This is a genomic window from Streptomyces sp. NPDC022552 (genome assembly GCF_055561875.1).
Genome location: NZ_JBVHGJ010000001.1, coordinates 88,665 through 109,374 on the forward strand (window position 1 = coordinate 88,665; position 20,710 = coordinate 109,374).

23 protein-coding genes are annotated in these 20,710 nt (G+C 72.0%); 17 read left to right on the forward strand and 6 right to left on the reverse strand.

Features of this window, described 5'->3' with window-relative positions; genetic code table 11:
- Nucleotides 1-107: 107 nt before the first annotated feature.
- Complete coding sequence (locus ACZ3OF_RS00430) at nucleotides 108-1,193, forward strand: ABC transporter permease (RefSeq protein ID WP_467301824.1); 1,086 nt, start codon at nucleotides 108-110, stop codon at nucleotides 1,191-1,193.
- Entirely contained in the window at nucleotides 1,190-1,870 is a 681-nt protein-coding gene (locus ACZ3OF_RS00435; protein ID WP_361667172.1) for an ABC transporter ATP-binding protein, read from the forward strand. The genes ACZ3OF_RS00430 and ACZ3OF_RS00435 overlap by 4 nt, the downstream gene beginning before the upstream one ends.
- Nucleotides 1,871-1,931: 61 nt before the next feature.
- On the opposite strand, the gene ACZ3OF_RS00440 is transcribed toward ACZ3OF_RS00435, so the two are convergent.
- Nucleotides 1,932-2,741, reverse strand: a complete 810-nt coding sequence (locus ACZ3OF_RS00440) for an IclR family transcriptional regulator (protein WP_361594367.1) — start codon at nucleotides 2,739-2,741, stop codon at nucleotides 1,932-1,934.
- A 327-nt stretch (nucleotides 2,742-3,068) separates the two neighbouring features.
- On the opposite strand from ACZ3OF_RS00440, the gene allB reads away from it, so the two are divergent.
- Entirely contained in the window at nucleotides 3,069-4,403 is a 1,335-nt protein-coding gene (allB, locus tag ACZ3OF_RS00445; RefSeq protein WP_361667171.1) for an allantoinase AllB, read from the forward strand.
- A gap of 3 nt (nucleotides 4,404-4,406) precedes the next feature.
- The gene (alc, locus tag ACZ3OF_RS00450; RefSeq protein ID WP_361667170.1) at nucleotides 4,407-5,522 is read left to right on the forward strand and encodes an allantoicase; all 1,116 of its coding nucleotides are present in this window, start codon (nucleotides 4,407-4,409) and stop codon (nucleotides 5,520-5,522) included.
- A 77-nt stretch (nucleotides 5,523-5,599) separates the two neighbouring features.
- Here the strand turns inward: alc and ACZ3OF_RS00455 are convergent, their stop codons facing one another.
- A complete protein-coding gene (locus ACZ3OF_RS00455; RefSeq protein ID WP_467301829.1) occupies nucleotides 5,600-6,340 on the reverse strand; it encodes an SDR family NAD(P)-dependent oxidoreductase in 741 nt (246 codons plus the stop codon).
- Nucleotides 6,341-6,541: 201 nt separating this feature from the next.
- On the opposite strand from ACZ3OF_RS00455, the gene ACZ3OF_RS00460 reads away from it, so the two are divergent.
- From ACZ3OF_RS00460 to ACZ3OF_RS00470, 3 genes are all read left to right on the forward strand, one after another.
- Nucleotides 6,542-7,150, forward strand: coding sequence for a dihydrofolate reductase family protein (locus ACZ3OF_RS00460; RefSeq protein WP_361667168.1), 609 nt, complete (start codon nucleotides 6,542-6,544; stop codon nucleotides 7,148-7,150).
- Nucleotides 7,151-7,252: 102 nt separating this feature from the next.
- Nucleotides 7,253-8,179, forward strand: coding sequence for a DMT family transporter (locus ACZ3OF_RS00465; RefSeq protein WP_361667167.1), 927 nt, complete (start codon nucleotides 7,253-7,255; stop codon nucleotides 8,177-8,179).
- Between the two features lie 11 nt (nucleotides 8,180-8,190).
- Nucleotides 8,191-8,550, forward strand: coding sequence for a hypothetical protein (locus ACZ3OF_RS00470; protein ID WP_361667165.1), 360 nt, complete (start codon nucleotides 8,191-8,193; stop codon nucleotides 8,548-8,550).
- 45 nt (nucleotides 8,551-8,595) lie between these two features.
- On the opposite strand, the gene ACZ3OF_RS00475 is transcribed toward ACZ3OF_RS00470, so the two are convergent.
- Nucleotides 8,596-8,814: a hypothetical protein gene (locus tag ACZ3OF_RS00475; RefSeq protein ID WP_361594381.1), complete on the reverse strand. Its 219-nt coding sequence runs from the start codon at nucleotides 8,812-8,814 to the stop codon at nucleotides 8,596-8,598.
- Between the two features lie 146 nt (nucleotides 8,815-8,960).
- Here ACZ3OF_RS00475 and ACZ3OF_RS00480 point away from each other — a divergent pair, with 146 nt between their 5' ends.
- Genes ACZ3OF_RS00480 through ACZ3OF_RS00495 form a run of 4 tightly spaced genes read left to right on the forward strand, consistent with a single transcriptional unit; the run spans nucleotide 8,961 to nucleotide 12,488 of the window.
- Entirely contained in the window at nucleotides 8,961-10,178 is a 1,218-nt protein-coding gene (locus tag ACZ3OF_RS00480; protein ID WP_361667162.1) for a sensor histidine kinase, read from the forward strand.
- Nucleotides 10,175-10,843 (forward strand): response regulator transcription factor, encoded by a 669-nt coding sequence (locus ACZ3OF_RS00485; protein WP_361667161.1) that lies wholly within the window; start codon nucleotides 10,175-10,177, stop codon nucleotides 10,841-10,843. Before ACZ3OF_RS00480 ends, ACZ3OF_RS00485 begins: the two co-directional genes overlap by 4 nt.
- Nucleotides 10,844-10,875: 32 nt before the next feature.
- Nucleotides 10,876-12,054, forward strand: coding sequence for a cytochrome P450 family protein (locus ACZ3OF_RS00490; RefSeq protein WP_467301834.1), 1,179 nt, complete (start codon nucleotides 10,876-10,878; stop codon nucleotides 12,052-12,054).
- 5 nt (nucleotides 12,055-12,059) lie between these two features.
- Entirely contained in the window at nucleotides 12,060-12,488 is a 429-nt protein-coding gene (locus tag ACZ3OF_RS00495; protein ID WP_361667158.1) for a PaaI family thioesterase, read from the forward strand.
- A 44-nt stretch (nucleotides 12,489-12,532) separates the two neighbouring features.
- Here ACZ3OF_RS00495 and ACZ3OF_RS00500 read toward each other — a convergent pair whose 3' ends face one another.
- Entirely contained in the window at nucleotides 12,533-13,534 is a 1,002-nt protein-coding gene (locus ACZ3OF_RS00500) for a Gfo/Idh/MocA family protein (protein WP_467301836.1), read from the reverse strand.
- Between the two features lie 143 nt (nucleotides 13,535-13,677).
- On the opposite strand from ACZ3OF_RS00500, the gene ACZ3OF_RS00505 reads away from it, so the two are divergent.
- The 6 genes from ACZ3OF_RS00505 (at nucleotide 13,678) to ACZ3OF_RS00530 (ending at nucleotide 19,149) form a co-directional block, all read left to right on the forward strand.
- Nucleotides 13,678-14,397 (forward strand): GntR family transcriptional regulator, encoded by a 720-nt coding sequence (locus ACZ3OF_RS00505; RefSeq protein WP_361667351.1) that lies wholly within the window; start codon nucleotides 13,678-13,680, stop codon nucleotides 14,395-14,397.
- A 75-nt stretch (nucleotides 14,398-14,472) separates the two neighbouring features.
- Nucleotides 14,473-15,492, forward strand: coding sequence for a sugar ABC transporter substrate-binding protein (locus ACZ3OF_RS00510; protein WP_361667156.1), 1,020 nt, complete (start codon nucleotides 14,473-14,475; stop codon nucleotides 15,490-15,492).
- Complete coding sequence (locus ACZ3OF_RS00515) at nucleotides 15,489-16,544, forward strand: ABC transporter permease (RefSeq protein WP_361667154.1); 1,056 nt, start codon at nucleotides 15,489-15,491, stop codon at nucleotides 16,542-16,544. Before ACZ3OF_RS00510 ends, ACZ3OF_RS00515 begins: the two co-directional genes overlap by 4 nt.
- Nucleotides 16,541-17,362, forward strand: coding sequence for an ATP-binding cassette domain-containing protein (locus tag ACZ3OF_RS00520; protein ID WP_361667153.1), 822 nt, complete (start codon nucleotides 16,541-16,543; stop codon nucleotides 17,360-17,362). Before ACZ3OF_RS00515 ends, ACZ3OF_RS00520 begins: the two co-directional genes overlap by 4 nt.
- Nucleotides 17,363-17,398: 36 nt before the next feature.
- Nucleotides 17,399-18,577, forward strand: a complete 1,179-nt coding sequence (locus ACZ3OF_RS00525) for an ROK family glucokinase (RefSeq protein WP_361667152.1) — start codon at nucleotides 17,399-17,401, stop codon at nucleotides 18,575-18,577.
- Nucleotides 18,574-19,149, forward strand: a complete 576-nt coding sequence (locus tag ACZ3OF_RS00530; RefSeq protein WP_361667150.1) for a hypothetical protein — start codon at nucleotides 18,574-18,576, stop codon at nucleotides 19,147-19,149. The genes ACZ3OF_RS00525 and ACZ3OF_RS00530 overlap by 4 nt, the downstream gene beginning before the upstream one ends.
- An 81-nt stretch (nucleotides 19,150-19,230) precedes the next feature.
- On the opposite strand, the gene ACZ3OF_RS00535 is transcribed toward ACZ3OF_RS00530, so the two are convergent.
- Both ACZ3OF_RS00535 and ACZ3OF_RS00540 read right to left on the reverse strand, forming a co-directional pair.
- Nucleotides 19,231-19,446, reverse strand: coding sequence for a ferredoxin (locus ACZ3OF_RS00535; RefSeq protein ID WP_361667149.1), 216 nt, complete (start codon nucleotides 19,444-19,446; stop codon nucleotides 19,231-19,233).
- Nucleotides 19,447-19,450: 4 nt separating this feature from the next.
- Nucleotides 19,451-20,668, reverse strand: coding sequence for a cytochrome P450 (locus ACZ3OF_RS00540; RefSeq protein ID WP_467301841.1), 1,218 nt, complete (start codon nucleotides 20,666-20,668; stop codon nucleotides 19,451-19,453).
- Between the last annotated feature and the right edge of the window lie 42 nt (nucleotides 20,669-20,710).

Sequence of the window (20,710 nt, forward strand, 5' to 3'; positions counted from 1 at the left end):
GACCAGCGTAGGCGGGGGCAGACAATCCGGACTCAACCGAAAGTTTGATTGCGGAGCCATCCGTGGCGCGATGCCGCCGGGCACGGGAGCCCGGAAGGCTGGGCGGCATGTTCGTGGCATGGAGAGACCTGAGATTCGCCAAGGGGCGATTCACCCTGATGGGCACGGTGATCGTGCTCATCACCCTGCTCGTCGGGCTGCTGTCCGGGCTGACCGCCGGACTCGCGCGCGAGAACATCTCGGCGATCACCGGCCTGGCGGCGGACCGGCTCGCGTTCGCCGCCCCGCCCTCCGGCCAGTCGGTCTCCTTCACCAGCTCGACGGTGACGGAGAGCCAGTGGCGGCGATGGGCGGAGCGGCCCGGCGTCACGGGCGCGCAGCCGCTGGGCATCCGTACGCTCAACGGCGCCGCCGGGGACCGTACGGCCGCCGTCTCCGCGTTCGGTACGGAGCCGTCGGCGGACCTGGCGCCCGAGAGCGGGAAGCTCGGGCCCGGCCGGGTCGTCCTCTCGGCGTCCGCGGCCGAGGAACTGGGCGTCGGCGTGGGCGGTGCCGTCCGCCTCGGTCCGCTTCAGGCCACGGTCGCGGCCGTGGCGGGCGATGCCTCGTACAGCCACACGCCCGTCGTCTGGACCGCGCTGGACGACTGGCAGAGGCTGGGGCACGACGGCACGACGCCGGAGGAGCAGGCGACGGTCGTCGCGCTGAGTCTCTCCGGGGACGTGGATCCGGGGGTCGGGGACGCGGCGCTGGGCACGGAGTCGCGGACGATCGACGAGGCGCTCACGGCCATAGGGTCCTACCAGGCCGAGAACGGGTCGCTGCAGTTGATGCGCGGCTTCCTCTTCGCCATCTCGGCGCTCGTCATAGGGGCCTTCTTCACCGTGTGGACCATCCAGCGCAGCGCGGACGTGGCCGTGCTGAAGGCGCTCGGCGCCTCGACGCCGTACCTGCTGAGGGACGCGCTGGGGCAGGCGGTGCTCATGCTCGGCGCCGGGACACTGCTCGGCACGGCTCTCGCGGTAGGCGCCGGCGTGCTGATCAGCGGTGGCGACGTGCCCTTCGTGCTCGAACCGCTGACCGTGCTCGGACCGGCGGCCGTGATGATCGTGCTCGGTGTTCTCGGCGCGGCCCTGTCCATCCGGCGGATCACCGCCGTCGACCCTCTGACCGCGCTCGGGAGCGCCCGATGACTCTGCTGCTGGACGACGTGACCCTGACGTACCCCGACGGCGAGGGGCGCCTGACCGCGCTCGACGCCGTCTCCCTGGAGGTGCCCGCGGGGCGGGTGACCGCGGTCGTCGGCCCCTCCGGCTCCGGCAAGTCCAGCCTGCTGGCGGTGGCCGCGACGCTGGTGACCCCGGACCGGGGGCGGGTCGTCGTGGCCGGAACGGAGACGGGGGCGCTGGACCCGGCGGGCCGGGCGGCGCTGCGGAGGGAGCGGATCGGGATCGTGTTCCAGCAGCCGAACCTGCTGGCCTCCCTGACGGCCGCGGAGCAGCTGCAGGTGATGGCGCATCTGTCGGGGGCGAGGCCCAAGGCGGTACGGGAGAGGGCCCTGTCGCTTCTGGACGCGGTCGGCCTCGCGGACCTGGCGGCGCGGCGTCCGCACCAGCTGTCCGGGGGGCAGCGGCAGCGGGTCAACATCGCGCGGGCGCTGATGAACGAGCCGTCGGTGCTGTTGGTGGACGAACCGACGAGCGCGCTGGATCACGAGCGGGGCGGGGCGGTGGTGGACCTGCTGGTCGCGCTGACGCGGGAGCGGGGGACGGCGACGGTCCTGGTGACCCACGACGAGGCGCACGCCACGCGCGCGGACACGTTGGTCCAGGTAGAGGACGGCCGCCTCACGAGGCGGGCCCTGGCCTGACCCGTTGTGGGCAATCGTTCCGCCCCAGCGGAACAGTTGCCCACAACTTCCGGGGTCAGGGCTACGCGGTGCCGTTGCCCGCTGTGTTGGCGAGGGCCGTCGAGAGTTCTCGGGCGACCTCCTGGAGGATCGGGACGATCTTCTCCGTCGCCGCCTCCGTCACCCGGCCCGCCGGGCCCGAGATCGAGATGGCCGCCGCGGTCGGGGAGTCGGGGACCGAGACCGCGAGGCAGCGGACTCCTATCTCCTGCTCGTTGTCGTCGACCGCGAAGCCCGCGTCCCGCACCACCGCGAGCGCGTCCAGGAAGCCCTCCGGCGTGGTGATCGTCTTCTCCGTGGCCGCCGGCATTCCGGTACGGGCCAGCAGCGCCCGTACCTCGTCCGCGGGGGTGTAGGCCAGCAGCGCCTTGCCCACGCCCGTGGAGTGCGGCAGGACGCGCCGGCCGACCTCGGTGAACATGCGCATCGAGTGCTTGGACGGAACCTGCGCGACGTACACGATCTCGTCGCCGTCGAGCAGCGCCATGTTCGCGGTCTCGCCCGTCTCCTCGACGAGCCGCGCGAGGTACGGCCGCGCCCAGGTGCCGAGCAGCCGGGAGGCGGACTCGCCCAGGCGGATCAGGCGGGGGCCGAGCGCGTACCGGCGGTTGGGCTGCTGGCGTACGTAACCGCAGGCCACGAGCGTGCGCATCAACCGGTGGATGGTCGGCAGCGGCAGCCCGCTGCTCGCGGAGAGCTCGCTCAGCCCGACCTCGCCCCCGGCGTCGGCCATCCGCTCGAGGAGGTCGAAGGCACGCTCGAGGGACTGGACGCCACCGCTCGCGGCGGCGGGCTTGGCGGCGTCGGTGGTGCTGGCGCTGGACGTCGGCACGTCAAGGTCCTTTCGGGGCAGGCGGGCAAGGCAGCAGCCTACCGGGCCGTCCGGTCGGACACACGGTCCCGGTCCTGGTGTACGGGCCGGTCAGGGGGGTGTTTGTCCGGTGTCGGCGGCTGCCCGGCGGCGTCCGCCTCCGCCCCGCATGTGCGGAGCTACGTTCTACTGTACGAAATTCCCATTCCACTTCATGGAAACATCCAAGTAGGGGGCGGCGCGAGTCGGGAGGACGGGGTCATGCTGGAAGTGCACCCTTGACGGCATGTCGTCCCGAGTGAAGACTCCTTCAACAGTTCGTTGAAATTCTGCTGGAAAGGGGTACGGGTGGACGTCAACCTGGTACTGCGCTCGACTCGCGTCATCACCCCCGAGGGGACGCGGCCCGCGTCGATCGCCGTCTCCGGCGGGACCATCGCCGCGGTGCTGCCGTACGACGCCGAGGTACCGGCCGGCGCCCGGCTGGAGGACGTCGGCGACGACGTCGTGCTCCCCGGGCTCGTCGACACCCATGTCCATGTGAACGACCCCGGCCGCACCGAGTGGGAGGGCTTCTGGACCGCCACCCGCGCCGCGGCCGCCGGTGGCATCACCACGCTCCTCGACATGCCGCTGAACTCGCTCCCGCCGACCACCACGGTCGACCATCTGCGGATCAAGCAGGACGTCGCCCGCGCCAAGGCCCACATCGACGTCGGCTTCTGGGGCGGCGCGCTGCCCGACAACGTCAAGGACCTGCGCCCCCTGCACGACGCCGGGGTCTACGGCTTCAAGTGCTTCCTGTCGCCCTCGGGGGTGGACGAGTTCCCCGAGCTCGACCAGGAGCAGCTGGCGAACTCGCTCGCGGAGATCGCAGGCTTCGGCGGCCTGATGATCGTGCACGCCGAGGACCCGCACCACCTGGCCGCGGCGCCGCAGAAGGCGGGCGGAAAGTACGCCGACTTCCTGGCCTCCCGGCCGCGCGACGCCGAGAACACGGCGATCCAGAACCTGATCGACCAGGCCCGCCGGCTCAACGCCCGCGTCCACGTCCTGCACCTCTCCTCCTCCGACGCGCTCCCGCTGATCCGCGCCGCGAAGGCCGAGGGCGTCACGATCACCGTCGAGTCCTGCCCGCACTTCCTCACGCTCACCGCGGAGGAGGTCCCGGACGGGGCGACCGAGTTCAAGTGCTGCCCGCCGATCCGCGAGGCCGCCAACCAGGACGCGCTCTGGGAGGGTCTGGCGGACGGCACGATCGACTGCATCGTCTCCGACCACTCGCCCTCCACCGCCGACCTCAAGACGCCGGACTTCGCCTCCGCCTGGGGCGGCATCTCCTCCCTCCAGCTCGGCCTGCCCGCGATCTGGACCGAGGCCCGCCGCCGTGGCCACGACCTGACCGACGTCGCCCGCTGGATGTCCGAGGGCCCCGCCAGGCTCGCGGGCCTGGAGCGCAAGGGCGCGATCGAGGCCGGCCGCGACGCCGACTTCGCGGTCCTCGACCCCGAGGCGACGTTCACCGTCGACCCGGCCGAGCTGGAGCACCGCAACCGGGTCACCGCCTACGCGGGCCGGACCCTGCACGGCGTCGTCACGTCCACCTGGCTGCGCGGAGAGCGCATCGCCGACCGCGGCACCCTGGCCGAACCCTCCGGCCGTCTCCTCGAAAGGACCCACTGAACCGTGACCGGCATACCCTCCTTCACCGGCGACGCCAGCCCCTTCGGCGGCGGTGACCCGTACGCCGACTACCGCACCGCGGACTTCCCGTTCACGCAGTACGCGGACCTGGCCGACCGCCGTCTCGGCGCCGGTGTGATCGCCGCGAACGACGAGTTCTTCGCCGAGCGCGAGAACATGCTCAAGCCCGAGGCCGCCGAGTTCGACCCCGAGCATTTCGGGCACAAGGGAAAGATCATGGACGGCTGGGAGACCCGCCGCCGCCGTGGCGTCTCGGCCCAGCAGCCCCACCCGACCGAGGACGACCACGACTGGGCGCTCGTACGCCTCGGCGCCCCCGGTGTCGTCCGCGGCATCGTCGTCGACACCGCGCACTTCCGGGGCAACTACCCGCAGGCCGTATCGGTGGAGGCCGCCTCCGTGGCCGGCTCCCCGTCGCCCGAGGAGCTCCTCGCGGACGACGTGAAGTGGACGACGCTCGTCCCGCGCACCGCGATCGGCGGCCACGCCGCCAACGGCTTCGCCGTCGACGTCGAGCAGCGCTTCACGCACCTGCGCGTCAACCAGCACCCCGACGGCGGCATCGCGCGCCTCCGTGTCCACGGCGAGGTCGCCCCGGACCCGAAGTGGCTGGGCGTCCTCGGCACCTTCGACCTCGCGGCGCTGGAGAACGGCGGCCAGGTCGAGGACGCCTCCGACCGCTTCTACTCCCCGGCGACCAACACCATCCAGCCGGGCCGCTCCCGCAAGATGGACGACGGCTGGGAGACGCGGCGCCGCCGCGACAAGGGCAACGACTGGATCCGCTACAGCCTGGCCGCCGAGTCCGAGATCCGCGCGGTCGAGATCGACACCGCGTACCTCAAGGGCAACAGCGCGGGCTGGGCGGCGCTGGCCGTCGCCGCCGAGGGCTCCGAGGACTGGACCGAGATCCTGCCCCGGACCCGCCTCCAGCCCGACACCAACCACCGCTTCGTGCTGGACACGCCGGCGGTCGGCTCCCGGGTCCGGATCGACATCTACCCCGACGGCGGCATCTCCCGCCTCCGCCTCTTCGGTTCGCTCACCGAGGAGGGCGCGGCGCGCCTGACGGCCCGCCACCAGGAACTGGGCGGGTAACGACACCCCGCCCGGCCCGCGAGGGCGCACCGGCCGACAGCACCGGCGCGCCCTCGCGCCCCCCCTTTTTTGGTGTCCTACGCCGCGTGGCCGCCGTCCACCGCGAACTCCGCGCCCGTCACGTACGCCGCCCCCGGACCCGACAGGAACGCCACCGTCGCGGCGACCTCGTCCGGGGTGCCGAAGCGGCCCAGGGCCGTCAGGGACGCCTGGTCCGGCGCGTACGGGCCGTCCGCCGGGTTCATGTCGGTGTCGACCGGGCCCGGGTGGACGAGGTTCGCGGTGATGCCGCGTTCGCCCAGCTCCCGTGCGAGCGCCCTGTTCAGCCCGGCCAGCGCCGCCTTGCTCATCGCGTAGAGCGTGCCGCCGGGCCCCGGGACGCGCGCCGTCATGCACGAGCCGATCGTGATGATCCGGCCGCCCCGCTCCATCCGCGCGGCCGCCGCCTGCGCGGCGAGGAAGGCTCCCCGCACGTTCACCGCGAGGACCCGGTCGACATCGGCCAGGCCCAGCGACTCCAACGGGGCGATCACCCCGACGCCCGCGTTGTTGACCAGCACGTCGAGCCGGCCGAGCGCGTCCGCCGCCCACTCCACCGCGCCCGCCGCGTCCCCGGCGTTCGCCGCGTCGGCCCGCAGGGGGAGCGCCTTGCGCCCGGCCGCCTCGATCCGCGCCGCGACCTCCTTCGCCCGCTCCTCGCCCGCCACGTACGTGAACGCCACGTCCGCGCCCTCCTGGGCCAGCCGCAGCGCCGTCGCGGCACCGATCCCGCGGCTGCCGCCCGTCACCAGGACCGCCTTGCCGTTCATCGTGGACATCCCGAACCTCCGTAAGAAGCACCATGTGGTTGCGGGTTCAATCAAAGTCGGGCGGCGGCCCCGGTGCTGGCGGCAATCGGACACCGACACCTGCGCCGCCGAAACCCCCCGCCGATGAGTTTCACCGAGCGGTGCGGTCGGACCTTGTGAGACACGATGGACCGGGGGAACCCGATCCCGGCCGGAGCGAAAGGCAGGACCATGGGCAAGCTCTCCCTCACCCAGTTCGTGACGATCGACGGCGTCTACCAGGCACCCGGCGGGCCGGAAGAGGACCCCAGCGGCGGCTTCGAACACGGCGGCTGGTCCGTCCCGTACGGCGACGAGGACTTCGGGGCCTTCATGAACGAGGTCTTCGCGCGACCCGCCGCCTTCCTGCTCGGCCGCCGTACGTACGAGATCTTCGCGAGCTACTGGCCGAAGCAGACCGACCCCGCCGACCCCGTCGCCTCCAAGCTGAACGCGCTCCCCAAGTACGTGGCCTCCACCACGCTCACGAAGGCCGACTGGGCAGGCACCACCGTCCTCGGCGGCGACGCCGTCCAGGAGGTCGCGGCCCTCAAGGACCGCGTCGACGGCGAGGTGCAGATGCACGGCAGCGGCGGCCTCGCCAAGTCCCTGCTGGCCGCCGACCTCATCGACACGATCCACCTGCTCGTCTTCCCCGTCGTCCTCGGCACGGGCCTCAACCTCTTCGACGGCGCCCGGCCCACCGCCTTCCGCAACGTCGGGTCCAGGACCACCGGCTCGGGCGTCGCCATCAGTACGTACGAACTGGCGGGCCGCCCCGAGTACGGCAGCTACGTCTAGACGAAACATGTAGCCACCATCCGTCTCTCCGGGTACGGTGATCGTCCCGCGTGCGAGCCGCCGAAGTCTCCACCCCGTCCGACGTGTTGGAGCAGGCCCACGATGTCCTCGATCGCCGCCTCCGTACCCCTCCGCGCCCCGCGCCGCGCCTGGCTCACCGACCTCCCGGTCCTCCTCGTCGCGGTCGTCTGGGGCGCCAGCTATCTCGCGGCCAAGGGCATCACCACCACCCACACCGTCGTGGCCGTCCTGGTCCTGCGGTTCGCCGTCGTCCTGCCCGCACTCGTCGTCGCCGGATGGAGGGGGCTGCGGGCGCTGACCGCGGTCCAGTGGCGTGGCGCGGGCCTCCTCGGCCTGATCCTCAGCGGGATCTTCCTCCTGGAGACCTACGGCGTCGTCCACACCTCCGCCACCAACGCCGGCCTGATCATCAGCCTCACCATGATCCTCACGCCGCTCGCCGAGGCGGCCGTCACCCGGACCCCCATGCCCCGCACCTTCCTGGCCGCCGCCGGTCTCTCGGTCGCCGGCGTGGTGCTCCTGACGCAGGGCGGCGGCTTCACCGCGCCGTCCCTCGGCGATCTGCTGATGCTCCTCGCCGCGCTCGCGCGGACCGTGCACGTCCTGGCGATGTCACGGATCAAGTCCGTCGGGAGCGCCGACTCGCTCTCCCTGACCACCGTCCAACTCGGCTCCGCCGTGGTCGTCTTCGCCCTGCTCGCCGCCCTCCCCGGCACCGGCGCGTCCCCGTGGTCCGTGGCGCTCGACTTCGGTCCGCGCGAATGGGCCGGGCTGCTCTTCCTCTCCGTCTTCTGCACGCTCTTCGCCTTCTTCGTGCAGATGTGGGCAGTCCGCCGCACCTCCCCGTCCCGGGTCAGCCTGCTGCTCGGTACGGAACCGCTCTGGGCCGCCGCCGCGGGCATCGCGATCGCCGGCGACCGCCCCGGCGCCCTCGGCATCGCGGGCGCCATCCTCGTTCTGGCGGGAACGAGTTGGGGCCGCCGGGCGGCCGACGAGAGCGCCCGGTAGGTTCTTGCCCCATGCGTTCACTGCCGTACGACATAGATTTCCGCACCCGCGCCAAGCGCACCCAGGGCTGGGGACTCGGGCTGCTGGCCCTCGCCGGGCTGATGTGGATCTGGTTCGCGGTGCTCCTCTTCACGCCGTACTCACCCGAGGAGTCCAGCCGCGAGTGCCTGTCCCGCTTCACCAGCGAGAGCCTCCACAACAGCTCCAGCACGTGCGTCGCGGAACGCGACTGGCCCGAGCTGCTCGCCGTCCTCGGGGGATCGATCCCGTTCGCGGTGGTCGGCGGCGTCCTCTACACCAGCGGCTCCGTCTCCAACCGCATGGCCGAGCACCTCGCCGAGGTCACCCGCCTCAACGAGGCGAGCGCCTGACGGTCAGGGCGCCCGACGGTCAGGACGCCCGAGGGTCCGGCGCGGTCAGGTCCTGCGGCTCGTGTCCGCGATCATCACGATCACGAACCCGATGACCGCGATCACGATGTTGGCGAACAGCGCCCTGTCCTCCAGGAACCACACGTTCTCCGTCAGGGCCCGGGTGAACCCCATGAACGGGAACCAGCCCGTCAGCTCGCGCAGCACCCCCGCGAGGCCGCCGACCAGCACCACACCGCCCACGAACTCCAGAAACTTCTTCATGGGCCGATCATGGTTCCGGGCGCCCCGGGCCCGCGTCGGTCCAGGGGACAGAGTCGGTGCTACCGAAGTCTCGGGCCGCGCGACTTTGGTAGCTTCCGGGCATCCGTGACCGGTCGCGCGCCCCTGACGTGCGTACTTTGGTGCGTATGACACGTACGGACCCTCACGCCTGGCTGCTGCCCTCGGCCATGGTTGACCCCACGGCCGCCGGTACGTCCGGACGCAGGCCGCGGCGGACCGTACGGGACTGGGTCGTCGACAGCCTTCTCTTCCTCTGCGCGGCCTTCATCGGACTCCTCGCCGCCGAGGCCAGCGACCAGTACAACAGCGAGACCGTCGCCTTCGTCGACCAGATCGCCGGCGCCGCCGCCTGCTGCGCCCTCTGGCTCCGCCGCCGGTGGCCCGTCGGCCTGGCCGTCGCGCTCTCCCTCCTCAGCGTGGTCGCGCCCGTCGCCGGCGGCGCTTTCCTCGTGAGCCTGTTCAGCGTCGCCGTCCGGCGGCCCTTCCGCGAGATCGCCTGGATCGGCGCGCTGGCCGCCGCCTGCTCCGTCGCCCAGGTCTTCGTACGGCCCGACCCCGGCACCGGCACCCTCCTCGGGATCGCCATCGGCCTCATCCTGATCCTGCTCATGACCGCCTGGGGCATGCTCGTACGCTCCCGGCGCCAGCTCGTCGAGGCCCTGCGCGAGCGCGCCCGGCGCGCCGAGGCCGAGGCGGAGCTGCGCGCCGAACAGGCGCAGCGGCTCGCCCGGGAGGCCATCGCCCGCGAGATGCACGATGTCCTCGCCCACCGCCTCACCCTGCTCAGCGTGCACGCCGGAGCGCTGGAGTTCCGCCCCGACGCCCCGCCCGAGCAGGTCGCGCGCGCTGCCGGAGTCATCCGCGACAGCGCCCACGAGGCGCTCCAGGACCTCCGGCAGATCATCGGCGTACTGCGTACCCCCGCTGAAGGCGGGGACGGCGACCGTCCGCAGCCCACGCTCGCCACCCTCGACGCGCTGGTCGCCGAGTCCCGCGAGGCCGGGGCGAAGGTCGTCCTCGACTCCACGATCGACGACCCGGACGCGGTCCCCGCCGCCACCGGCCGTACCGTCTACCGCATCGCCCAGGAGGGGCTCACCAACGCCCGCAAGCACGCTCCCGGCGCCGAGGTCACCCTCACCGTGCGCGGCCGCCCCGGCGACGGACTGACCGTCGAGGTCCGCAACCCGGCCCCCACCGGACCCGTCCCGCACGTCCCCGGCTCCGGCCAGGGCCTCATCGGTCTCACCGAGCGCGCCACCCTCGCGGGCGGACGCCTGGACCACGGCCCGGCCCCCGACGGTGGGTTCACCGTGCACGCCTGGCTACCGTGGCCCTCATGACCATCCGGCTGCTCATCGTCGACGACGACCCCCTGGTCCGCGCGGGCCTCACCCTCATGCTCGGCGGCGCCGACGACATCGACATCGTGGGTGAGGGCACCGACGGGCGCGACGTCCCCGAGCTCGTCGCCCGCCTCGCCCCGGACGTCGTCCTCATGGACATCCGGATGCCGCACGTCGACGGCCTCACCGCCACCGAACTCCTGCGGGCCCGCCCCGAGGCCCCCGAGGTCATCGTGCTCACCACCTTCCACGCCGACGAACAGGTCGTACGCGCCCTGCGGGCCGGCGCGGCCGGATTCGTCCTCAAGGACACCCCTCCCGCCGAGATCGTCGCCGCCGTCCGCCGCGTCTCCTCCGGTGACCCCGTGCTCTCCCCGGCCGTCACCCGCCAGCTGATGAGCCATGTCGCGGAGAAGCCGGAACACTCCCGCAGCGCGACCGCCGCGGGACGGATCGCCGAACTCGCCCAGCGAGAACGCGAGGTCGCCGTCGCCGTCGGCCAGGGTCGGTCCAACGCCGAGATCGCGGCCGCGCTGTACATGAGCGTGCCGACCGTCAAGACCCACGTCTCGCGGATTCTCGCCAAACTCGACCTCAACAACCGTGTCCAGATCGCCCTCCTGGTCCACGACGCCGGCCTCCTGGACGACGGGGAGGCTTAGGGCGCGGGAACGGGCCCGCCTAGGCTGAGGCGATGTCCACCATCGAACTGGGGGAGTGGGGCGCGGACTTCACCGCGAATCCGTATCCCTACTACGCGAAGCTCCGCGAGAGCGGTCCCGTCCACCACGTCCGTATGCCCGACGGCTGGGAGTTCTGGCTCGTCGTCGGCCACGAGGAGGGGCGCGCGGCCCTCGCCGACCCCCGCCTGGTGAAGTCGCCCTCCCTCATCGGCGTCACCCCGGTCGACGAGGAACTCATCGGCCCCAACCTGCTCGCCGTCGACGCACCGGACCACACCCGGCTGCGCAAGCTCGTGACCCGCGAGTTCACCGGCCGGCGGGTCGAGGCCCTGCGTCCCCGGGTCCAGGAGATCGCCGACGAGCTTGCCGACGCGATGGCACCGGCGGGCCGCGCCGACCTCGTGGACTCCTTCGCGTTCCCGCTGCCCGTCACCGTCATCTGTGAACTCCTCGGTGTCCCGGCCGCCGACCGCGAATCCTTCCGCCGCTGGTCGAACGAGCTGGTCGCGCCGACCGGGGGAACGCCCGAGCGGGAGGTCGTCGAGGGCTTCGGCGCCTACCTCGACGCGCTCATCGAGGACAAGCGCGCCTCACGGCCCACGGACGACCTGCTGTCCGCCCTGATCACCACCCGCGCCGAGGACGGCGACGCGCTGTCGCTGCGTGAACTGCGGGGCATGGCGTATCTGTTGCTCGTCGCAGGGCACGAGACCACCGTCGGTCTGATCACCAACACGATCCGGGCCCTGTTCGCCCATCCCGGCCAACTCGCCGACCTCCGAGCCGACTTCGGGCTGCTCGACGGGGCGGTCGAGGAAGGGCTGCGCTACGACGGGCCGGTGGAGTCCTCCACCTTCCGGATCGCCAAGGAGGCGATCACCGTGGGGGACACCGTCATTCCCGCCCTGTCGCCCGTCTTCGTCTCCCTCGCGGCCGCCGACCGTGACCCGCAGCGCTTCCCCGAACCGGACCGCTTCGACATCCGCCGCGAGCCACGAGGGCATCTGGCCTTCGGACACGGCATCCACCACTGTCTCGGCGCGCCCCTCGCCCGCCTGGAGGGCGCCATCGCGATCCGGACACTCCTGGAGCGCTTCCCGCGGCTGGAACTCGACCCCGAGGGCGCTCCCTGGGAGTGGATGCCCGGTCTGCTCGTCCGCGGTGTACGCCGGCTTCCGGTCCGGTGGTGACCCCGATGGCCACGCCCTCCCACCACCTCGACCTGGATCTGGCGCGGAAGGTCATGGACGCCCAGCCGTTCAGCCGGCTCGTCGGCGCCCGGATCACCGCCTTCGGCGACGGCGGCGCCACCCTGGAGGTGGACCTCCGTGAGGAGCTCCGGCAGCAGAACGGTTTCGCCCATGGCGGGGTGCTCTCGTACGCCGCCGACAACGCGCTCACCTTCGCGGCCGGCACCGCGCTCGGCCCCGCCGTCCTGACCGCGGGCTTCTCCATCCAGTACGTCCGTCCCGCGCGCGGCCGCACGCTCGTCGCCCGCGCGAGTGTGGTCCACGCGGGGCGGCGTCAGGCGGTGGTGCGGTGCGATCTGCTGACCGTGGACGACGAGGGCGCCGAGACCCTGTGCGCGGTGGCGCAGGGGACGGTGCTCTCGGCGACCGGCTGAGAGCCCGGCGGGCCCGCTCCGCGACGGGATCCCGCCGGGGAGCGCTACGACGGGATCTCGGCCAGCGCGACCGGCCGGTGTTCCCGCCGTGAGCGCTCGCACGCCTCGGCGATCCGGAGCGCCTCCAGTGCCTCCCGGCCGTCGCAGGGGTTGGCCGCCTCGCCGCGCACCAGCCGTACGAACGCGTCCAGTTCGGCCTCGTACGCCGACGCGAACCGATCGAGGAACCCGGGCCACGGCTTGACCGGGGCGGGCGGCCCACCGGCCTCCAGCGAGGTGAGCGGGGTCCGGTCGTCCAGGCCCACGGCGATCTGGTCCCGCTCGCCCGCCAGCTCCATCCGTACGTCGTAACCGGCGCCGTTGCACCGGGTCGCCGTGGCCGTCGCCAGCGTGCCGTCGTCCAGGGTGAGCAGCGCCGCCGCCGTGTCGACGTCGCCCGCCTCCCGGAACATCGCCGGGCCCGCGTCCGAGCCGGTGGCGTACACCTCGACGACCTCGCGCCCGGTCACCCAGCGCAGTATGTCGAAGTCGTGCACCAGACAGTCCCGGTAGAGACCGCCGGAGAGCGGCAGATACGCGGCGGGCGGCGGGGCCGGGTCGGAGGTCGCCGCCCGTACGGTGTGCAGCCGGCCGAGGCGCCCTGTCCGTACCGCCTCACGAGCGGCCGCGTACCCGGCGTCGAAGCGGCGCATGAACCCGAGCTGGAGCTCCGTGTCCGCGGACTCGACCGCCCGCAGCGCGCCGAGCGTTCCCGGCACGTCCAGCGCGATGGGCTTCTCGCAGAAGGCCGGGAGCCCGGCCCCGGCCGCGCGGGTGATCAGCTCGGCGTGGGCGGCGGTGGCGGAGGTGATGACGAGGGCGTCGAGGGCGTGGTCCAGGAGCGCGTCGACGGTGGGCGCCACGGTGGCGCCGAGCGCCCCGCCGACCCGGGCCGCCCGGCCGGCGTCCGCGTCCGCCACGATCAGCGACTCGACCTCCGGGTGACGGGCGAGCACGCCCGCGTGGAAGGCCCCGATACGACCCGTTCCGATCAGTCCGATACGCATGGCCCCAAGGTGGTGCCGGACGGTCACCCTGTCAAGGATTTGTCAGGACAATCGGACTTCACCACTTCCTGTCATCATCTCCTCGGGCTACGCTCCCGTCCGTGTCCAAGCCGTCGTCGTCCGCCGCCACGCCACCGCTCTCCGTGGACCGCACCAGCCCGGTACCGCTCTACTACCAGCTCGCCCGGCAGCTGGAAGCGGCCATCGAGAACGGCGCCCTGGCCCCCGGCAGCCTGCTCGGCAACGAGATCGACCTCGCCACCCGGCTCGGCCTGTCCCGCCCCACGGTCCGGCAGGCCATCCAGTCCCTGGTCGACAAGGGCCTCCTGGTCCGCCGGCGCGGCGTCGGCACGCAGGTCGTGCACAGCCAGGTCCGGCGCCCGCTGGCGCTCAGCAGCCTCTACGACGATCTGGAGGCCGCGGGCCAGCGCCCCGCCACCCGCGTCCTCGTCGACCGCGTCGAACCCGCCGCCGCCCGGGTCGCCGCCGCCCTCGGCGTACCGGAGGGCAGCGACGTCCGCTACGTGGAGCGGCTGCGCACGGCGCACGACGAGCCCATGGCGTACCTGCGCAACCACCTCCCGGCCGGGCTGCTCGACCTGGACGCGGAGAGTCTGGCGACGACCGGCCTCTACCGGCTGATGCGCGGGGCCGGTATCACTCTGCACAGTGCCCGGCAGACCGTCGGCGCCCGCGCCGCCACGGCCGCCGAGGCGGAGCTGCTCGCCGAGGAGGAGGGAGCACCGCTGCTCACGATGGAACGCACCACCTTCGACGACACGGGGCGGGCCGTCGAGTTCGGCTCCCACCTCTACCGGGCCTCGCGGTACTCCTTCGAGTTCCAGCTGCTGGTCCGCCCCTGACCCACTGACGTCCGCGCGATCCCCATGACCGATACTGCAATGCACGCAGAAGGACACAAAGGAGGGCACGGCCTCGTGACCAGGCTTCGGACAGGAGGGGTACGCGCCGCAGTCGGCGCCGTGCTCGCGGTGGCGCTCACCGCCGCACTCGCGGGGTGCAGCAGCACCGGCGGGAAGCGCGCGGAGGACGCCCGCAAGGCGGCCGCCGCCCAGGGGAAGGCGGCCGTGAACACCCCCCGGTGGACCTTCGCCATGGTGACCCACTCGGGCGACGGCGACACCTTCTGGGACATCGTCCAGAACGGCGCCGAGCAGGCCGCCGTCAAGGACAACATCAACTTCCTCTACGCCCACAGCGACGAGGCGCAGCAGCAGGCCCAGCTCATCGACTCGTACATCGCCAAGGGCGTCGACGGCCTCATCGTCACCCTCGCGAAGCCCGACGCGATGAAGACCGCCGTCGAGAAGGCGGTCAAGGCCGGTATCCCGGTGATCACCGTCAACTCCGGCTCCGAGCAGTCCAAGGCCTTCGGCGCGCTCACGCACATCGGCCAGGACGAGACCGTCGCCGGCGAGGCAGTCGGCGAGGAGCTCGACAAGCGCGGGAAGAAGAAGGCCCTGTGCGTCCTGCACGAGCAGGGCAACGTCGGCCACGAACAGCGCTGCGCCGGAGCGAAGAAGACCTTCGGCGGCGATCTGCAGAACCTGTACGTCGACGGCACCAACATGCCCGACGTCCAGGCCTCCATCGAGGCCAAGCTCCAGTCCGACCCGGCCATCGACTCGGTCGTCACCCTCGGCGCGCCCTTCGCGGACGCCGCCGTCCAGGCGAAGAAGACGGCGGGCTCCGAGGCCGAGGTCGACACCTTCGACCTCAACGCCAAGGTCGCCTCCGCGCTCGCCGCGGGCACCCTCGGCTTCGCCGTGGACCAGCAGCCCTACCTCCAGGGCTACGAGGCCGTCGACCTGCTCTGGCTGTACAAGTACAACGCCGATGTCCTCGGCGGCGGCAAGCCGGTCCTCACCGGCCCCCAGATCATCACCAAGGACGACGCCGAGGCGCTGAAGGGCTACACGGAGCGGGGCACCCGATGAGCGCGACCGCCCCGACGGGGGACGGCCTCGACCACGTCGACGAGCGGCTGCTGCGCACCTCCCCGCTGAGGAAGTTCCTGGCCCGGCCCGAGCTCGGCTCCGTCGTCGGCGCCGCGGCCGTCTTCGTCTTCTTCTCGCTGGTCGCCGACAGCTTTCTGCGCGCGTCCAGCCTGGGCACCGTCCTCTACGCGGCCTCCACCATCGGGATCATGGCGGTGCCCGTCGCGCTGCTGATGATCGGCGGTGAGTTCGACCTCTCGGCCGGCGTGATGGTCACCACCTCGGCGCTGATCTCGTCGATGTTCAGCTACCAGATGACCGCGAACGTCTGGGTCGGCGTCGGCGTCTCGCTGCTCGTCACCCTCGCCATCGGCGTCTTCAACGGCTTCATGCTGACCCGCACCAGACTGCCGAGCTTCATCATCACGCTCGGCACGTTCCTGATGCTGACCGGCCTGAACCTCGGCTTCACCAAGCTGATCAGCGGCACGGTCTCCACCAAGTCGATCGCCGACATGGAGGGCTTCCCCTCCGCCCGGAAGCTCTTCGCCTCCCAGCTGACCATCGGCGGCGTCGACCTCAAGGTCACCATCCTGTGGTGGATCGGCCTGGTCGCCGTCGCCACCTGGATCCTGCTGCGCACCCGCTTCGGCAACTGGATCTTCGCCGTCGGCGGCAACGCCGACGCCGCCCGAGCGGTCGGCGTCCCGGTCTCCCGTACCAAGATCGGCCTCTACATGGGCGTGGCCCTCTGCGCCTGGATCTCCGGCCAGCACCTGCTCTTCTCCTTCGACGTCGTCCAGTCCGGAGAAGGCGTCGGGAACGAGCTGATCTACATCATCGCGGCCGTCATCGGCGGCTGTCTGATCACCGGCGGTTACGGCTCCGCCATCGGCTCGGCGGTCGGCGCGTTCATCTTCGGCATGACCAGCAAGGGCATCGTGTACGCGGAGTGGAACCCGGACTGGTTCAAGTTCTTCCTGGGAGCGATGCTCCTGCTCGCGACCCTGCTGAACGCCTGGATCCGCCGGCGTGTGGAGGCAACCAAATGACCACCCCCGAGTCCACCGCACCAGCTCCCGCCCCCGGCACCGCTCTCGTCGAGCTCGACGACGTCAGCAAGTACTACGGCAACATCCGCGCCCTCGAAGGGGTCTCCCTGGAGGTCCACGCGGGCGAGATCACCTGCGTGCTCGGCGACAACGGAGCCGGCAAGTCCACCCTCATCAAGATCATCGCGGGGCTGCACCGGCACGACGCCGGCACCTTCCGCATCGAGGGCGAGGAGGTCTCCCTCGCCAACCCGCGCGAGGCCCTGGACCTCGGCATCGCCACCGTCTACCAGGACCTCGCCGTCGTCCCCCTCATGCCGGTCTGGCGGAACTTCTTCCTCGGCTCCGAGCCCACCAAGGGCGCCGGCCCCTTCAAGCGCCTCGACGTCGAGCTGATGCGCGAGACCACCCGCGCCGAGCTGCTCCGCATGGGCATCGACCTGCGCGACGTCGACCAGCCCATCGGCACCCTGTCCGGCGGTGAGCGCCAGTGCGTCGCCATCGCCCGCGCGGTGTACTTCGGCGCCAAGGTCCTGGTCCTGGACGAGCCGACCGCCGCCCTCGGCGTCAAGCAGTCCGGAGTGGTCCTGAAGTATGTGGCCGCGGCCCGTGACCAGGGCCTCGGAGTGGTCCTCATCACCCACAACCCGCACCACGCCTACCTCGTCGGCGACCGATTCGTGCTGCTCAAGCGCGGTGTCATGGCGGGCAGCCACACCAAGGATTCGGTCACCCTGGACGAGTTGACCCGGCAGATGGCGGGCGGCAGCGAGCTGGAGGACCTGCGCCACGAGCTGGAGCGCCCCACCGCTTCGTAACAGCCCCCCGACACCGCACCTGGCAGAATCGAGCCGATGAGTACCTACCGCGACTTCGCCAACCGGGGCTCCGCACGGGCCACGGTGCTGCGGACCGTCGGCACCCGGGAACGGCGCTCCCACCTGACCGCGCCCCGGGTGCCCACCGTCGGCATCGACATCGGCGGTACGAAGGTCATGGCCGGGGTCGTCGACGCGGACGGCACGATCCTCGAGAAGCTCCGCACCGAGACGCCGGACAAGTCCAAGAGCCCCAAGGTCGTCGAGGACACCATCGTCGAACTGGTCCTGGACCTCTCCGACCGGCACGACGTGCACGCCGTCGGCATCGGCGCGGCCGGCTGGGTCGACGCCGACCGCGCCACCGTCCTCTTCGCCCCGCACCTCGCCTGGCGCAACGAGCCGCTGCGCGACGCGCTGCAGTCCCGGCTCGCCGTCCCCGTCATGGTCGACAACGACGCCAACACGGCCGCCTGGGCCGAGTGGCGCTTCGGCGCGGGACGCGGCGAGGACCACCTCGTCATGATCACGCTCGGCACCGGAATCGGCGGCGCGATCCTGGAGGACGGGCAGGTCAAGCGCGGCAAGTACGGGGTGGCCGGCGAGTTCGGCCATATGCAGGTCGTCCCCGGCGGACACCGCTGCCCCTGCGGAAACCGCGGCTGCTGGGAGCAGTACAGCTCCGGCAACGCCCTGGTCCGCGAGGCCCGTGAGCTGGCCGCCGCCGACTCACCGGTCGCGTACAACATCATCGAGCGGGTCAAGGGCAACGTCCCGGAGATCACCGGCCCGCTCATCACCGAGCTGGCCCGCGAGGGCGACGCCATGTGCGTCGAACTCCTCCAGGACATCGGCCAGTGGCTCGGCGTCGGCATCGCCAACCTCGCCGCCGCCCTGGACCCCTCCTGCTTCGTCATCGGCGGGGGCGTCAGCGCCGCCGACGACCTGCTGATCGGCCCGGCCAGGGACGCCTTCCGGCGCCATCTCACCGGCCGCGGCTACCGCCCCGAGGCCCGGATCGCCAAGGCCCAGCTCGGCCCCGAGGCCGGCATGGTCGGCGCCGCCGACCTCGCCCGGCTCGTCGCCCGGCGCTTCCGCCGCGCCAACCGGCGCCGCGTCGAGCGCTACGAACGGTACGAGCGCTACGCGCAGGTACTGCGCAACGGCCCCGCGGCACGCACCTCCTCCCGCACCACCCAGGACCCGCCTTCATGACCGTCCCCTCCCCGACCACCTCTCCCGAACAGAGCGCGAAGATGCCGGAGGACCGGCGCCACATGATCCGCCGCCGCTGGCTGACGGCGATCATCATCGTGCTGCTCGTCGGCATCCCCGCCGGATACCTCGTGATCTCCGCCGGGCAGAGCCGCGACAGCGGCCGTGACAAGGAGCGCGAGTCCTCCGCCACCGGGCTCCGCGAGAGCTGGCCCTCGCTGATGAAGCGCCGCATCTTCGAGGTCCCGATCCCGCCGGGCAGCACGGACGTCGCCTACTACGAGACCAGCAACTGGAAGACGAGCCGGCTGTACGTCCGCTTCACGACGAGCGCGGGACGGCTCGACGCCTTCCTGAACGAGATCGGCTCCAGCCGCGCCGAGCTGGACCCCGGCGAGGTCACCGTCAGCGAACGCGACGCCGACATCGCCGGCTGGGACTTCCCGGCGGACGGAACCTGGTCGGGCACGACCGTCAGCCGGGACAAGCCACGCCCCGACGAGGACATCACCGTCGACCTCAGCGACCCGGCGGCCCCCACGGTGTACGTGGTGTCGACCACGACACCCTGACCGCAGGGACGCGCCGCCGCCGACGGCGCGTCGGGGACGCCGTCGGCGACGGATCGGTTCTTCGCGGGGGCGCCGCCGTGGCTACGGGGCGGGGGAGGAGCCCTGCTCCGTGACGGTGATGACCGAGGCGGGACAGACACCGGCGGCGACGCGGACGGCCGCGTGGTGTTCCCGCGGCGGCCGGGCGTTCAACAGCGTGACCAGTCCCTCGTCCTCGTCCTGGTCGAAGATCTGAGGGGCGGTCAGGGCGCACATTCCGGCGCCGAGGCAGCGGTCGCGGTCGACGTGGACGTCCATCGGATCAGCTCTCGTCCCACGTGACCGGCAGACGGTGCACACCGTAGATGTTCATGTTCGTCCGCAGCGGCACCTCCTCCGCCGGCACGTCGAGCCGCAGCGTGGGGAAGCGCCTGAGCAGCGCGGGCAGGGCCACCGTCATCTCGACGCGGGCCAGTTGCTGGCCGAGGCACTGGTGGATGCCGTGTCCGAAGCCCAGATGCCCCGTGGCCTTGCGGTGCACGTCGAGGCGGTCGGGGTCGGGGAACCGCTCCGGGTCCCGGTTGGCGGCCTCCAGCGAGAGGGTGACGCTCTCGCCCGCCCTGATGAGCCTGCCCTCCACCTCGACGTCCTCCAGCGCGGACTTGACGCCGGTGTGGGCGATGGTCAGGTAGCGCATCAGCTCTTCCACGGCCTGTGGGGCGAGGTCCGGATCCGCACGCAGGGAGTCGGCCTGGGCCGGGTCGGTGAGCAGCGCGAACGTCCCGTGGGCGATCATGTTGGCGGTGGTGTCGAGCCCGGCGGCGAGCAGGAAGCCGCCGACGCCGACGAGTTCCTCGTCGGTGAGGTCGGAGTCCTGGGCCAGGTCGCCGAGCAGGTCGTCCGAGGGCTCGGCGCGCTTGGCGGCGACCAACTCGGCCATGTACTCCTGGAGTCCGGTGAACGCGGCGTACTGCTCCTCGGGCGTCACGTCCATGGACATGAGCGTGTGGGCGTGGTTCTGGAAGCGCTCGCGGTCGGCGTACGGGACACCGAGCAGTTCGCAGATCATCAACGCGGGCAGGGGGCGCGCGAATGCCTCGACCAGGTCGGCGCCGGGGCCGCTTCGCTCCATCGCGTCCAGGTGCTCGGCGGTGATCTCCGCGACCCGGTCGGAGAGCAGTCGCATCCGGCGGACGGTGAACTTGCCGGTCAGGAGCCGCCGGAAGCGGGTGTGCCGGGGCGCGTCCATCCCGGTCATGTCGCCGACCGGGGCGGGCGGCAGCGGACCCTCGGGGCCTCCGGGGAAGGGGTAGTGCATCAGCTCGTACCGCGAACTGAAGCGCGGGTCGCCCAGTATGGCGCGGACCGTGGAGTGACCGGTGGCGAGCCAGCCGACGTGCCCGTCGGGGTACGTCATCCGGGTCAGCGGGCTCGCCTCGCGCAGCTCCGCCAGTCCGGCGGGCGGGTCGAACGGGCAGCCGGCGGCGCGCTGCGTGGGGATGGTGACGGGCTCGGTGTGGGCCGACGGTTCGTGCTGCAAGGTGTCCTCCGTGAAGAGCTACGTGGGGTGACCTATGACGGG

Bases quoted from the DNA above. Each gene is read 5' to 3' on its own strand.
- ACZ3OF_RS00430 (WP_467301824.1), top strand. From the start codon at position 108: ATGTTCGTGGCATGGAGAGACCTGAGATTCGCCAAGGGGCGATTCACC.
- ACZ3OF_RS00435 (WP_361667172.1), top strand. From the start codon at position 1,190: ATGACTCTGCTGCTGGACGACGTGACCCTGACGTACCCCGACGGCGAG.
- ACZ3OF_RS00455 (WP_467301829.1), bottom strand. From the start codon at position 6,340: ATGTCCACGATGAACGGCAAGGCGGTCCTGGTGACGGGCGGCAGCCGC.
- ACZ3OF_RS00460 (WP_361667168.1), top strand. From the start codon at position 6,542: ATGGGCAAGCTCTCCCTCACCCAGTTCGTGACGATCGACGGCGTCTAC.
- ACZ3OF_RS00465 (WP_361667167.1), top strand. From the start codon at position 7,253: ATGTCCTCGATCGCCGCCTCCGTACCCCTCCGCGCCCCGCGCCGCGCC.
- ACZ3OF_RS00470 (WP_361667165.1), top strand. From the start codon at position 8,191: ATGCGTTCACTGCCGTACGACATAGATTTCCGCACCCGCGCCAAGCGC.
- ACZ3OF_RS00475 (WP_361594381.1), bottom strand. From the start codon at position 8,814: ATGAAGAAGTTTCTGGAGTTCGTGGGCGGTGTGGTGCTGGTCGGCGGC.
- ACZ3OF_RS00480 (WP_361667162.1), top strand. From the start codon at position 8,961: ATGACACGTACGGACCCTCACGCCTGGCTGCTGCCCTCGGCCATGGTT.
- ACZ3OF_RS00485 (WP_361667161.1), top strand. From the start codon at position 10,175: ATGACCATCCGGCTGCTCATCGTCGACGACGACCCCCTGGTCCGCGCG.
- ACZ3OF_RS00490 (WP_467301834.1), top strand. From the start codon at position 10,876: ATGTCCACCATCGAACTGGGGGAGTGGGGCGCGGACTTCACCGCGAAT.
- ACZ3OF_RS00495 (WP_361667158.1), top strand. From the start codon at position 12,060: ATGGCCACGCCCTCCCACCACCTCGACCTGGATCTGGCGCGGAAGGTC.
- ACZ3OF_RS00500 (WP_467301836.1), bottom strand. From the start codon at position 13,534: ATGCGTATCGGACTGATCGGAACGGGTCGTATCGGGGCCTTCCACGCG.
- ACZ3OF_RS00515 (WP_361667154.1), top strand. From the start codon at position 15,489: ATGAGCGCGACCGCCCCGACGGGGGACGGCCTCGACCACGTCGACGAG.
- ACZ3OF_RS00520 (WP_361667153.1), top strand. From the start codon at position 16,541: ATGACCACCCCCGAGTCCACCGCACCAGCTCCCGCCCCCGGCACCGCT.
- ACZ3OF_RS00525 (WP_361667152.1), top strand. From the start codon at position 17,399: ATGAGTACCTACCGCGACTTCGCCAACCGGGGCTCCGCACGGGCCACG.
- ACZ3OF_RS00530 (WP_361667150.1), top strand. From the start codon at position 18,574: ATGACCGTCCCCTCCCCGACCACCTCTCCCGAACAGAGCGCGAAGATG.
- ACZ3OF_RS00535 (WP_361667149.1), bottom strand. From the start codon at position 19,446: ATGGACGTCCACGTCGACCGCGACCGCTGCCTCGGCGCCGGAATGTGC.